This is a genomic window from Micromonospora sp. NPDC049529, from assembly GCF_055586685.1.
Genome location: NZ_JBVJHT010000005.1, coordinates 351,324 through 364,331 on the forward strand (window position 1 = coordinate 351,324; position 13,008 = coordinate 364,331).

The window sequence follows — 13,008 nt, forward strand, 5'->3', positions numbered from 1 at the left end:
TTCTGACATGTAGAGGTCCGAGCGAATCGGCGATTCTTACACCTCATGTACGTGCCGACACGCTGGACCCGCTCGCCCGCCACAGGGGAGGATCCGATCACGGACATCAGTCCGTATCGGTGTACTTACAGGCGGGGTGAGTAGATGAACGTCGAGATGTGGATCCGTGCGCTGAAAGCCGCTCGGGCGGGCGCGGGGGCTTCGCAGGAACATCTCGCGACTCTGATCAAATGGAGCCCGTCCACCATCGCCGCGATCGAAACGGGCCGGCGCCGCCCGACGATCGAGTTCGCCGCCGCCGCCGACGAGGCGTTGCAGACCGGCGGGCTGCTGGGCGAACTGTTGACGAGCGCCAACCACCGCCGCTCACCCACCTGGTTCGAGGACTGGCGATGGATCGAGGACCAGGCGACCCGGCTGCGAGAGTTTCACCCCTGCCTGGTTCCCGGCCTGCTTCAGACAGAGGCGTACGCCCGTGCACTCATCTCCTCCAATCCGCAACACACGCCCGAACGGATCGAAAAACTGGTCACAGCGCGACTCGACCGTCAGGCCCTGCTGACCGGCGAGCACTCGAAGACCTATGTGGTGGTGATCGACGAGTTCGCCCTGCACCGGATGATCGGCGGCAAGGAGGTCCGCAAGGCGCAACTCGAACACCTGATCCACATCGCCGGCCTGCCGAATGTCAGCCTGCATGTCATTCCCATCGACGCCGGCGCCTACCCCGGCGTGGCCGGCGCCTTCATCCTGGCCACCCTGCCCGAGGGGGACGTGGCCGTCTGGCTGGAAACCTCGGCGTCCGGTCACGTCGCCGACCAGCCCGACGTGGTCGATAGCATGCAGGGCAAGTGGGACGCACTGCTCGGGGCGGCGATGCCCCAGCAGATTTCCCTGGCCATCCTCCAGAAGGCGGCAGGTGAGCTGTAGTGGACAACTTTCGGTGGCGCAAGAGCAGCCGCAGCAATGACAGCGGCGGGTCCTGTGTCGAGGTCGCGGACAACGTGGCCGGTGTGGTCGGCGTACGGGACAGCAAGGACCAGCGTGGTCCGATCCTGACGTTCGACCCGGCCGCCTGGCGCGCGTTCGTCGCCGCAGTCAGGAACTGAACGAAGTCGGTACCGGCTGTGGCGTTCCACTACCCCTGGAGGGGAAACGGAACGCCACAACCTCCCGGCGCCAGGCCACGGGCGCGACGGATCAGTGCCGGGGGTCGGCGGGGTAGGTCAGCTCGATCAGGCGGTAGGTTCCGTCGGCCGTGAAATCGTGCCGCTCACCGGGTGCGAGGTAGTGCACCTCGTCGGGGCGGGAGAGTCCGACGAGCACAGCCGGACAACGCCGGGCCGGCGACGACACGGGCGCACCGGACGTGACCTCGATGCCCCGGACCCGTACCTCGTCGTGGGTGAACACCTCGGTCACGGTGAGACCGGTCGGCCACGGTTCGTCGTCGGTGGGGGAGAGGGCCGGATCCGGTACGCCGGACGCCTCCTCGCCGAGGTCGAGCAGCTCGACGATCCGGTTGCGGTAGTTCGCCTCGCCGTGGTTCGTGAGCATGTGCACCGGCGAGACCGGTCGGTACACCACCCCGCCGACCTGTTCGGAGAGGAACCGGGCCGGGCTGCCGTCGAGCCAGTCCATCCGGCACGGCGACGTCTCCAGGTTCAGCACCACGTACGGGTTGTGGTGCAGGTGCCAGGGCTGCGACTCGCCCGGCGCGAGCCGCACCTCCCAGACCCGTACCCGGGAGTTGACCAGCAGCACCCGCTGACCGATCTCCCCCAGCACGACCGACCGGCCGTCCGGGGCCGCCACGATGCTTCCTGCGCTCACGTCGACGTCCTCACCTGTCGCGGGTACGGGCGCGCCCATCATCGCCCACGCCGCCCGGCAAGATCCAAACGGGTGTGGCGGGACGGCTCGGATTGACTGGCATCGCTTCGGGTGTAACCATTCCTGATAGCGATCGGAAATGTTCGCGAAATTCGAGTTACTCGAATTGGGAAAGTGGCAATCGGACGGCGATCGGCGCGCCCTCCACCATCATCGGGAAAAGTGCAACCTTTACCCGTCGAGTGAAGGGTCGTACGCAATCATGCACAGCAACTTCGGCGGTCCGCGCCGCCGGACGGCGCTCGCCGCGCTGACCGCGGGCGTCGTGGCGCTCACCTCGTTCATACCCGGTGTGGCCGTCGCCGCCCCGGCCGCCGGTCCGGCCCCGGCCGGCGACGTCGGCGCCCAGGTCGCCTGGAACCTGCTCTACTCCGAGGACTTCTCCACCCCGGTCAACCCCGGCAACGCGCCCTGGGTCCGGGAGACCTACGCCAACCCGTTCGACACCATCATGGACGACTCCGGGCAGTGGTACCGCAACGACTACGGGCCGGACTGGAACACCGCGTTCAACTCCTTCAACACCTACCGGAAGGAGTTCCCGGTCGGGCAGAACGGCTGGTTGACCGCGTCGCTGTCGGCCCGCGACTGGGACAAGAACGGGGTCCCCGAGGCCCCGCCGTCGATCACCACCCAGGCCCAGGGCGGCGGCAACGTGGCGGTCCTGAACGTGCCCGACCACACCGGCGGGGCGATCTTCCGGCCGACCAACAAGCTGCCGTCGCAGTACCGGATCGAGTACAAGCTGAAGACCATCGACTTCGGCGGCAAGCGCAACGGCTCGATCGAGTACGGCGGCCGGGTCAACGGCTACAGCACCTCGGGCTGCAAGACCCAGCACCCGTGGGGCGAGGGCTCGAACAGCCCCGGCTGGTCCGGTGACGCCTCCGTGCCCTACTGCGAGTGGCAGGACGTGCGCTCCGGCCCGTACGGATACAACGGTTTCCACTTCCTGTCGATCGTCGACTTCGCCAACCCGGCGCCCCGGAACAACCACTTCTGGCACTACCGCCGCAAGGTGCTGATGGACTCGTTCTCCCAGCACCCGGACCGGGTCGGCAGCGGCACCGGTGGCCGGGTCTGCAACTCCAACACCAACACGTACTACAACTACCGGGACGGCAATTTCAACACGGTCAACATGTGGATCAGCGGCCTGCCGAACTGGAACCCCGGACCGGGCGGACTCGCCGGCAACTCGCAGTGGTTCATGACCAACTGCTCCGGCGGCGTCGCCGAACAGCAGCTCTCCTCGGCCGCCGAAATCCAGCCCGAGCTGATGCCGAACGAGTTCTACACCTTCGCCATCGAGCGCGACGCCACCGGCTACGTCCTGGAGGCCAGCGGCAACTTCGCCCGGGTCGGGCAGAAGACGATCCGCTTCCACCGGCCGTTCATCGTCAACAACGCCCCGATCTGGCACTACAACACCGAACCCGGCGAGTACGACGGCCGCTACAACAACAACCTGGTGCAGAACGACAACAACGGCAGCACCACCTGGGCGAACCAGTGGCCGGCCGGGTCGGCGTACCCGGACTACTTCGTCATCGGCGACCTCTACACCAACGTGTACGAGGGCAGCGCCAGCCTGACCGACATCCGCCTCTACACCCCGGCACCGCCGACCGGCACCAACCTGGCGCTGAACAAGCCGGCCACCGCCGACAGCCAGTGCGCCACCGCCGAGGCACCGGCGAAGGCCGTCAACGGCAGCTGGACCGCCGGCAACGCCGACAAGTGGTGCTCGCTGGGCACCTCGAAGTGGCTGCGGGTCGACCTGGCGTCCAACCAGCAGGTGGGCCGGTTCGTGGTCCGGCACTCCGGTGCCGGTGGCGAGAAACCGGCCTGGAACACCCGTGACTTCGACCTCCAGACCAGCACCAACGGCACCACCTGGAGCACGGTCGCGTCCGTACGCGGCAACACCGCCGACGTCACCACGCACACCTTCACCCCGGTCACCGCCCGGTACGTCCGGGTGAACGTCCTGACGCCGACCAGCGACAGTGACCGGGCGGCTCGGATCTTCGAGCTGGAGGCGTACGCGAGCTGACCGGCGGGTTGCCGCCGGGCGGCGACCGTTCCCGGGTGCGGTCGACAGCTGACCGCACCCGGGCCCCGGTCAGCGCGCCGGTGCCGGGTCGCCGAGCAGGTCACGCAGCCAGCGGAGCTGGACCTGCTGCTGGAACGCGGCCCCACCCTCGTGCCCGTTGTACGGCCACACGCTGATCTCCTTCGTCGCCCCCGCGTAGTGGTTGAACGCGGCGAAGACCGTCGACGGCGGGCAGATGGCGTCCATCAGCGCGACCGAGAACAGTGCCGGGGCGCTCGCCCGCGCGGCCAGGTTCACCCCGTCGAAGTAGCTCAGGGTGGTGAACACCCGCTCGACACTGTGCCGGTGCGTCTTCAGGTAGGAGACCAGTTCGCCGTACGGGTGGGCGTCGGTGATCTCGGTGGCCCGCCGGTGGTGGCAGAGGAACGGCACGTCCGGCAAGACTGCGGCCAGCCCATCGACCAGGCCGCTGACCGCGATGGCGATGCCGCCGCCCTGACTGATCCCGGCGACCACGATCCGCTCCGGGTCGACCAGCGGGTGCGAGCGGGCCGCGTCGACCGCCCGGACCGCGTCGGTGAACACCCGCCGGTAGTAGTAGTGCGACGGGTCGGCGATGCCACGGGTCATGAAGCCGGGGGTCTGCGGCCCGCCGACCGGATCGGGGTCGCCGGTGTCGCCCACCATGGAGCCGTTGCTGCCCTGCCCACGGGTGTCCATCACCAGGTGCGCGTAACCGGCCGCGCTCCAGGTCAACCACTCGTGCGGCAGGCCCCGTCCCCGGCCGTAGCCGAGGTACTCGACCACGCAGGGCAGCGGGCCGGCGGCGTCGCGGGGGACCAGGAACCAACCGCGTACGGGTTGCCCGGCGAAGCCGGCGAACGTCACGTCGTACACCCGTACGGTGGACAGGCCGGCGTCGTACGGCTCGAACCGGGCCGGCGTCGGCGTGGTCCTGGCCTCGGCCAGCGTCCCCGCCCAGAAGGTGTCGAAATCCGCCGGCTCGTCACGGGCGGGCAGGTAGTCGCGCAGGCGGTCCAGGGGCCAGTCGACCAGCATGAGGGGAGGTCCTTTCGGGTACTGCGCGCCGGAGCCGGTGACCACCCCCGCGATCGGCCGAGGCGGAACGGAGGGTAACGTTGCCGTCCTCAGTTCGCTGCTGCCCCGAGGAGGTGGGACCGATTCTCGTCACGAACGGCGGGTGCTCCCACCGGGCGGCGCCATGGATTTCTTGATCTAGGTCGAGCCATGGTAACCGCGGGAGCGCCCACAGGCGTCCCGAAGGGCTCACCCATGTCGACTTCCCACTCCACTCCGGCGCCGAGCCGGGCCACGATCATCCGTACGCTGCGCGCCGCCGGTTGCGTCTTCGCCGAGGACGAGGCGCGGCTGCTCGTCGAGGCCGCCCCCGATCCGGCCACCCTGCTGTCGATGGTGCGACGGCGCTCCGCCGGCCTGCCCCTGGAACACATCGTCGGCTGGGCCGACTTCTGCGGGCTGCGCATCGCCGTCGACCCGGGGGTCTTCGTGCCGCGTCGGCGTACCGAACTGCTCGCGTACCGGGCGGTGGCGCTCACCCCACCGGCGGCGACCATCGTGGATCTCGCCTGCGGCTCGGGCGCGCTGGGCCGGGTGATCGCCGACCGGGTCGACGGTGTGTCGGTGCACGCGGCGGACATCGAGCCGGCCGCCGTACGCTGTGCCCGGCGCAACCTCGAACCGGTCGGTGGCCGGGTCTACGCCGGTGACCTGTACGGGCCGTTACCGGTCGCGCTGCGCGGCCGGGTCGACGTGCTGGTGGCGAACGTCCCGTACGTGCCCAGCGCGGCGGTCGACCTGCTGCCGCCGGAGGCGCGTATCCACGAGCCGCTGGTGGCGCTCGACGGTGGGACCGACGGCCTCGACGTGCTGCGCCGGGTCGCCGCCGGCGCCCGCGACTGGCTCGCCCCGGGCGGGCACCTGCTGCTGGAGACCAGCGTCGACCAGAGCGACGCCGCGCTCGGCGCGCTCGCCGGGGCCGGGCTCAGCCCCGGCATGGCCGGCGACGACGAGCTGGACGCCACGGTTGTCATCGGCCGCTGCTGACCGCCTGCGGACCGGCCGGGGCCCCGGCGCCGATCGTCTCGACGGTGCCGTCCATCGCGACCAGTCGGGCGTTCGTCCCGAGCCCGGTCAGCCAAGACCCGGCGCCCGTGCCGCGGACCAGCGCGGCGAGGCTCAGTGCCTTCGCCGTGACCGGGTCGGCTGCCGCCACCGTGACGTTGCGCCAGACGGGTGCCGGTGGCAGCCCGGTGCGCGGATCGACGATGGGCCGGGCCGGGCCACGGTCGGTGGTACGCGTGTTCGCCAGCGCGCCACCGGTCAGCCCGAGGACGGCGCCGCCGATCGACACCCGCCAGCCGCCCGGTGGTGGTGGGCCGGCGGTCGCCGCACAGCCGCCGAGCACGACCAGTACGCCGCCGCCGGTGCGCGCCGCGAGCAGGTCCGCGCACCGGCGTGCGGTCACCGCCCGAGCGGTCGCGGTCAGGTCCAGCAGCAGCGGTGCCGGTACGGTCAGCGAACCATCGCGCAGTGTCACCCGGCGCCACCCGTCCCGATCCACCACCGGGCCGATCGAGGATCCGCAGACCGGCAGCCACCGGTCGCGTCCGGGCCGGGACAACCGCAGCAGGGCGGCGCCCACCGTCGGGTCGACGTCGCCGTCGGTCAGCTCGGCGGCGGCCAGGGCCGCGGCGACCAACTCGGCGAGCCGCCCGCTGATCCGTACCGGCGTACCGGCGGCGCGGTGCACCCTGGACAGCTCGCTGCCACCCCACCGGTACCCGTGGGCCCGGTTCAGGGCGGCGAGTTCGGCCGTGACGAGCCGACGGGCGATCCGGGACGCTTCCTGCCCGGTCACCACCACCCGTACCTCGGTGCCGTGATCCGACCAGCGTGCCTGCGCCATCGTGCCCTCCCGGTTGTCGCCCGAACCACCCCCGCCACCGTCGCCGGACCTGCTGAACTGCTCGTATGTCGCACCTGTGCGTCCGCTGTGCAAGTCAGCGTCGTACGGTCGCGGGCCGGCGTGGTCCGGTTCGTCGGGGGACGCGGCGCGACGGTGGCTTACACAGCCGGTACACAGGTTCCACCGAGGTGGGGCACAGCGGTCGGCGGCAGCATGGACGGATGACGACGGACACGCGACCCTCCGGTCGGCACACGGAGCTGCGGCGCCCCGACGGCGAACCGGTCCGGGTGCTGGTCGTGGACGACGAGTCCGTGCTCACCGACCTGCTCTGCATGGCGCTGCGCTACGAGGGCTGGGAGGTACGCAGCGCGGACACCGGCCTGGCCGCCGTCCGCCAGGCGAAGCGCTTCCAGCCGGACGTGGTCGTGCTCGACGTCATGCTGCCCGACCTGGACGGACTTGAGGTGCTCCGGAGGCTGCGCGGGCACGCCCCGGCCATGCCGGTGCTCTTCCTCACCGCGCGGGACTCGGTCGAGGACCGGATCGCCGGGCTCACCGCCGGCGGCGACGACTACGTCACCAAACCGTTCAGCCTGGAGGAGGTGGTGGCCCGGTTGCGGGGGCTGATGCGCCGCGCCGGAGTCGGCGTCGCCACCCAGCCCGACGCGGTGCTGGTGGTCGGCGACCTGACCCTGGACGAGGAGAGCCACGAGGTGCGCCGCGCCGGCCAGCTTGTCTCGCTCACCACGACCGAGTACGACCTGCTGCGTTACCTGATGCGTAATCCACGCCGGGTGCTGAGCAAGGCGCAGATTCTGGACCGGGTCTGGAACTACGACTTCGGCGGCCAGGCCAACATCGTCGAGCTATACATCTCCTACCTGCGCAAGAAGATCGACGTCGGTCGGGAGCCGATGATCCACACCCTGCGGGGGGCGGGTTATGTCCTCAAGCCCGCCGGCTGAGTCCTCCGCTCTGCGCCGCCGGCTGACCGGCTGGTCGTTACGGGCCCGGCTGGTCGCCGCCGTGGTGGCACTGCTCGCGGTGGTCTGTGTGCTGATCGGCGCCGCCACCACGATCGCGCTGCGCCACTCGCTGATCAAGCAGCTCGACCAGCAGCTCGGCACCGTCGCCGGACGCGCCGGCGGCTCGTTGAACGGCCCGCCGAACGGTCGCCCGCCCGGCGTGCCGTCCGGCTCGGGAAAGCCGTTCGCACCGGCAGAACCGTTCCCGCGCGGGCAACCGATCGGCACCCTGACCGGGGTGGTGGAGAACGGGGAGGTCGAGTGGGCCGTCACGCTGCCCGCGGACACCACCACCGAACGGGAGCCGGTGCCGGCCGCGCAGGAGCCGACGCTCGCCGGCCTGCCCGCCGACGGCGAGCCGCGTACCCGTGCCCTCGGGGAGTTGGGCGACTACCGCCTGGTCGCCCGGCAGATGCCGGGCGGCGAGGTGATCGTCACCGGGCTGCCGCTGACCGAACTGGAACAGACCGTCTGGCAGATGATCGGCATGGAGGCGGGGATAGCGGCCGGCGGACTGCTGCTCGCCGGCACCGCCGGGGCGCTGATCGTGCGGGTCTCGCTGCGCCCGCTGCGCCGGGTCGCGGCCACCGCCGGCCGGGTCGCCGAACTGCCGCTGGACCGGGGCGAGGTGGCGCTCGCCGTACGGGTGCCGGCGGGCGACACCGATCAACGTACCGAGGTGGGCCAGGTCGGCGCGGCGCTCAACCGGATGCTCGGTCACGTCGCCGCCGCGCTCGCCGCCCGCCACGCCAGCGAGACCCGGGTACGGCAGTTCGTCGCCGACGCCAGCCACGAGCTGCGTACGCCGCTCGCCGCGATCCGGGGTTACGCCGAACTGACCCGCCGTGGCCGGGACCCGGTCCCACCCGACATCGCGCACGCGCTGCGCCGGATCGAGTCGGAGGGGACGAGGATGACCGTGCTCGTCGACGACCTGCTGCTGCTCGCCCGGCTCGACGCGGGGCGTCCGCTCGCCGTCGAGCCGGTCGACCTCAGCGCGCTCGCGGTCGACGCGGTCAGCGACGCGCACGTGGCCGGACCGGACCACCACTGGCGGCTCGACCTGCCCGACCGGCCGGTCTGCGTCGACGGCGACCCGGCCAGGCTGCACCAGATCCTGGCGAACCTGCTGACCAACGCCCGTACGCACACGCCGCCGGGAACCACCGTCACGACGAGTCTCACCGAGGTCGGCTCGGACGGGGTCGCGCTCACCGTGCTCGATGACGGTCCGGGCATCCCGCAGACGTTGCAGGGCGAGGTCTTCGAGCGGTTCGCGCGCGGGGACAGCTCGCGCTCCCGGGCCGTCGGCAGCACCGGGCTCGGGCTGGCGATCGTCTCCGCCGTGGTCGAGGCGCACCGGGGCACGGTCACCCTGACCAGTTGTCCCGGGCACACCGAGCTGACGGTACGGCTGCCGCGACTCACAGCGGACACATAGGCCACTCACCGGATCGACCTAGCCGGCCCGTCGATTCTGGCCGGCATGACCCGATCAGAGACACTGCCGACGCCTGCGGCGCCCGACGTGCCGGAGACCACGCCGAGCCCCGCCGACCAGCCCGTCACCGAGACGGTCGTACCCGGGTCGCCGGCCTGGGTGCGACCGGCGCTGGCCGCGTTGCTGCTCGCGACCGCGCTGCTCTACCTCTGGGGACTGGGCGCCTCCGGCTGGGCCAACTCGTTCTACTCGGCCGCCGCCCAGGCCGGCTCGGCGAGCTGGGAGGCGCTCTTCTACGGCTCCTCGGACGCGGCCAACTCGATCACGGTGGACAAACCACCGGCGGCGATGTGGCTGATGGGCCTGTCCGTACGGATCTTCGGCCTGAACTCCTGGGCGATCCTCGTACCGCAGGCGCTGGCCGGGGTCGCCGCTGTCGGCGTGCTCTTCGCGACCGTCCGGCGCTGGTACGGCCCGGCCGCCGGCCTGCTCGCCGGTACGGTCCTCGCGGTCACCCCGGTCGCCACCCTGATGTTCCGGTTCAACAACCCCGACGCCCTGCTCGTCCTGCTCCTGGTGCTCGCCGCCTACACCTGCGTGCGCGCGGTCGAGACGGCGGCGACCCGGTGGATCGTGCTGGCCGGGGTGCTGGTCGGCTTCGGCTTCCTGACCAAGATGCTCCAGGCGTTCCTGGTGGTGCCGGTCTTCGCCGGGGTGTACCTGTTCGCCGCGCCGACCGGGGTCTGGCGGCGGATCCGGCAACTCCTGCTCGCCGGACTCGGCCTGGTGGTGGCCGCCGGGTGGTGGGTCGCGATCGTCGAGCTCGTACCGGCGAGCGCCCGGCCGTACGTCGGCGGATCACAGGGCAACAGCATCCTCGAACTGACCCTCGGCTACAACGGGTTGGGTCGGATCACCGGGGAACAGCCGGGCAGTGTCGGTGGCGGCGGTGGTGGCCCGGGCGGCCCGGGTGGCATGGGCGGCCCCTGGGGCTCCACCGGGTGGCTGCGGCTGTTCGGTGCCGACCTGGGTGGACAGATCGGCTGGCTGCTGCCGGCCGCGCTGTTGCTGCTGGTGGTCGGGCTGGTGGTCGCCGGCCGGGCGCCGCGTACGGACCGGGGCCGGGCCGGGTTCCTGATCTGGGGCGGCTGGCTGCTGGTCACCGGGGTCACCTTCAGCCTGATGCAGGGCATCTTCCACGCGTACTACTCGGTGGCGCTGGCGCCCGCGGTGGCCGCACTCGTCGGCATGGGTGCCGCCGTGCTGTGGCGGCAACGCCGGCACCGGGCCGCGCTGCCGGTGCTCGCCCTGGTGCTGGCGGTCACCGCCGGCTGGTCCTGGGTGCTGCTCGGCCGGAGCCCGCAGTGGCAGTCGTGGCTGCGGCCCACCGTGCTGGTCGTCGGACTTGTCGCGGCGGTGCTGCTCGCCCTGCTCGGCTGGCTGACCGCGCGGGTCGCGGCGGGCCGGGCCGCCCGCTGGGCCGCCGCCGGGGTGCTGGCCATCGGCCTGCTCGCCGCGCTCGCCGGACCGCTCGGTTACTCGCTCGACACCGCGGCGACCGCGCACGCCGGGGCGATCCCGTCGGCCGGACCCGCCGTGGCGGGTGGCGGGTTCGGTGGGCGCGGCGGTCCTCCGGGTGGTGGCCGGATGCCCGGTGGCCCGTTCCCGGATGGCGCGAACCCGGGCGCCTTCCCCGGTGGCGGCGGCCCGGCCGGTGGCAACCAGGGTGGCTTTCCGGGCGGCAACCAGGGTGGTTCCCCCGGTGGTGGGAGCCGGGGCGGTGCCGTTCCCGGCGGTGGCAACCAGGCGATACCCGGCGGTGGCAACCGGGCCGTGCCCGGTATGCCGGGAGGCGCCGGGCCGCGAGGCGGTGGACCCGGTGGCATGGGCGGGCTGCTCGACGCCCGTACGCCGAGCGCCGAGATGGTCGCGCTGCTGAAGCAGGACCGGGACCGGTACACCTGGGTCGCGGCGACGGTCGGCTCGAACAACGCCGCCGGTTACCAACTCGCCACCGGTGACCCGGTGATGCCGATCGGCGGCTTCAACGGCAGCGACCCCTCCCCGACGCTGGCCCGGTTCCAGGAGTACGTACGGGCGGGGGAGATCCACTACTTCCTGGGTGGCTCGGGGTTCCGGCCCAACGGCGGCAGCCAGGCCGCCCAGGAGATCGCCACCTGGGTTTCGGAGAACTTCACCGCCAGCACCGTCGACGGCACCACCGTCTACGACCTGAGCACCGGCCGGGAGGGCTGAGCCGTGACGACCTCCATCGCCTCGTCATCGCTACGCGAGGACCGGGCACCCGAACCACCCGCCGCCGTGCTGGACGTGGTCATCCCGGTCTACAACGAGCAGGCCGACCTCGCCCCGTGCGTACGGCGGCTGCACGCGTACCTGACCGAGTCGTTCCCGTACCCGTTCCGGATCACGATCGCCGACAACGCCAGCGTGGACGGCACCCTCGCGGTGGCCCGTGAACTGGCGGGGGTGCTGCCGGGTGTCGACGTACTCCATCTCGACCGCAAGGGTCGCGGCCTGGCCCTGCGGTCGGCCTGGTCCGGGTCGGACGCCCCGGTCCTGGCCTACATGGACGTCGACCTCTCCACCGACCTGGCCGCGCTGCTGCCACTGGTGGCACCGCTGATCTCGGGCCACTCGGACCTCGCCATCGGGACCCGGCTCGGGCGTGGCTCCCGAGTGGTCCGGGGCGCCAAGCGGGAGATCATCTCGCGTGGTTACAACCTGCTGCTGCGCGGCACCCTCGCCGCCCGGTTCTCCGACGCCCAGTGCGGCTTCAAGGCGATCCGCCGTGACGTCGCCGACCGGCTGCTGCCGCTGGTACGGGACACCGGCTGGTTCTTCGACACCGAGCTGCTGGTGCTGGCCCAGCGGGCCGGGCTGCGTATCCACGAGGTCCCGGTCGACTGGGTCGACGACCCGGACAGCCGGGTCGACATCATCCCCACCGCCCTGGCCGACCTGCGCGGCATCTGGCGACTGGCCCACGGCCTGGCCACCGGGGCGATACCCCTGACCGAGGTACGCGCACAGCTCGGCCGCGCCCCGCTCACCGCCCCGCCCGGGGCGATACCGGCCGGCCTGCCCCGACAACTGCTCCGGTTCGCCGCCGTCGGCATCACCAGCACCCTCGCCTACGTCGCGCTGTACGCGTTGCTGCGTACCGGGATCGGCCCGCAGCCGGCGAACCTGCTGGCGTTGCTCGTCACCGCCGTGGCGAACACCGCCGCGAACCGGCGACTCACCTTCGGCATCAGCGGCCGGCGCCACGTCGCCCGGCACCACCTGCAAGGGTTGGCGGTGTTCGCCGTCGGTGTCGGCCTGACCAGCGGCGCGCTCGCGCTGCTGCCCCACCTGGTCGCCCGTCCACCGCGCCTGGTGGAGCTGTCGGTGCTGGTTGGTGCCAACCTGGTCGCGACGGTGGTGCGGTTCCTCCTGTTGCGCGTCTGGCTGTTCCACCGCGGCCAAACGGGTAGCCCCTGACCCGGCTCCTACCGCGACAGGACGGGATCGGCCCTGCTCACGCCACTGTTATCAGACCTCGATACGGGGGCAGCAAACGCCAGCGCGGAGCCACGGAAGTCGTCGCGTCCCTGACCAACGCGCAGCATCCCGATCGAGC

At 71.7% G+C, this 13,008-nt stretch carries 11 protein-coding genes; 8 read left to right on the top strand and 3 right to left on the bottom strand.

From position 1 onward, the window contains the following. Positions 1-144: 144 nt before the first annotated feature. Positions 145-930: a helix-turn-helix domain-containing protein gene (locus ACZ6QQ_RS11015; protein WP_465875783.1), complete on the top strand. Its 786-nt coding sequence runs from the start codon at positions 145-147 to the stop codon at positions 928-930. Further along, on the top strand, positions 930-1,109 hold the full coding sequence (locus ACZ6QQ_RS11020) for a DUF397 domain-containing protein (protein WP_465875784.1): 180 nt from the start codon (positions 930-932) through the stop codon (positions 1,107-1,109). Before ACZ6QQ_RS11015 ends, ACZ6QQ_RS11020 begins: the two co-directional genes overlap by 1 nt. A 91-nt stretch (positions 1,110-1,200) precedes the next feature. Here ACZ6QQ_RS11020 and ACZ6QQ_RS11025 read toward each other — a convergent pair whose 3' ends face one another. After that, positions 1,201-1,833, bottom strand: coding sequence for a cupin domain-containing protein (locus ACZ6QQ_RS11025; RefSeq protein WP_465875785.1), 633 nt, complete (start codon positions 1,831-1,833; stop codon positions 1,201-1,203). A 262-nt stretch (positions 1,834-2,095) separates the two neighbouring features. On the opposite strand from ACZ6QQ_RS11025, the gene ACZ6QQ_RS11030 reads away from it, so the two are divergent. After that, positions 2,096-3,949 (top strand): discoidin domain-containing protein, encoded by a 1,854-nt coding sequence (locus ACZ6QQ_RS11030; protein WP_465875786.1) that lies wholly within the window; start codon positions 2,096-2,098, stop codon positions 3,947-3,949. A 69-nt stretch (positions 3,950-4,018) separates the two neighbouring features. Here the strand turns inward: ACZ6QQ_RS11030 and ACZ6QQ_RS11035 are convergent, their stop codons facing one another. Beyond that, entirely contained in the window at positions 4,019-5,008 is a 990-nt protein-coding gene (locus ACZ6QQ_RS11035) for an acetylxylan esterase (RefSeq protein ID WP_465875787.1), read from the bottom strand. 234 nt (positions 5,009-5,242) lie between these two features. Here ACZ6QQ_RS11035 and ACZ6QQ_RS11040 point away from each other — a divergent pair, with 234 nt between their 5' ends. Beyond that, positions 5,243-6,034 carry a putative protein N(5)-glutamine methyltransferase gene (locus ACZ6QQ_RS11040; RefSeq protein ID WP_465875788.1) on the top strand — a complete coding sequence of 264 codons (792 nt, stop codon included), beginning with the start codon at positions 5,243-5,245 and terminating at the stop codon, positions 6,032-6,034. On the opposite strand, the gene ACZ6QQ_RS11045 is transcribed toward ACZ6QQ_RS11040, so the two are convergent. Then, positions 6,018-6,896 (bottom strand): FAD:protein FMN transferase, encoded by an 879-nt coding sequence (locus ACZ6QQ_RS11045; RefSeq protein WP_465875789.1) that lies wholly within the window; start codon positions 6,894-6,896, stop codon positions 6,018-6,020. The genes ACZ6QQ_RS11040 and ACZ6QQ_RS11045 overlap by 17 nt on opposite strands. 221 nt (positions 6,897-7,117) lie before the next feature. Here ACZ6QQ_RS11045 and ACZ6QQ_RS11050 point away from each other — a divergent pair, with 221 nt between their 5' ends. Genes ACZ6QQ_RS11050 through ACZ6QQ_RS11065 form a run of 4 tightly spaced genes read left to right on the top strand, consistent with a single transcriptional unit; the run spans position 7,118 to position 12,869 of the window. Next, positions 7,118-7,864 carry a response regulator transcription factor gene (locus tag ACZ6QQ_RS11050; RefSeq protein ID WP_465875790.1) on the top strand — a complete coding sequence of 249 codons (747 nt, stop codon included), beginning with the start codon at positions 7,118-7,120 and terminating at the stop codon, positions 7,862-7,864. Then, the gene (locus ACZ6QQ_RS11055) at positions 7,842-9,365 is read left to right on the top strand and encodes a HAMP domain-containing sensor histidine kinase (RefSeq protein ID WP_465875791.1); all 1,524 of its coding nucleotides are present in this window, start codon (positions 7,842-7,844) and stop codon (positions 9,363-9,365) included. The genes ACZ6QQ_RS11050 and ACZ6QQ_RS11055 overlap by 23 nt, the downstream gene beginning before the upstream one ends. 45 nt (positions 9,366-9,410) lie before the next feature. Further along, positions 9,411-11,621, top strand: coding sequence for a glycosyltransferase family 39 protein (locus ACZ6QQ_RS11060; protein ID WP_465875792.1), 2,211 nt, complete (start codon positions 9,411-9,413; stop codon positions 11,619-11,621). Between the two features lie 15 nt (positions 11,622-11,636). After that, positions 11,637-12,869, top strand: coding sequence for a bifunctional glycosyltransferase family 2/GtrA family protein (locus ACZ6QQ_RS11065; protein ID WP_465875876.1), 1,233 nt, complete (start codon positions 11,637-11,639; stop codon positions 12,867-12,869). Positions 12,870-13,008 lie beyond the last annotated feature (139 nt).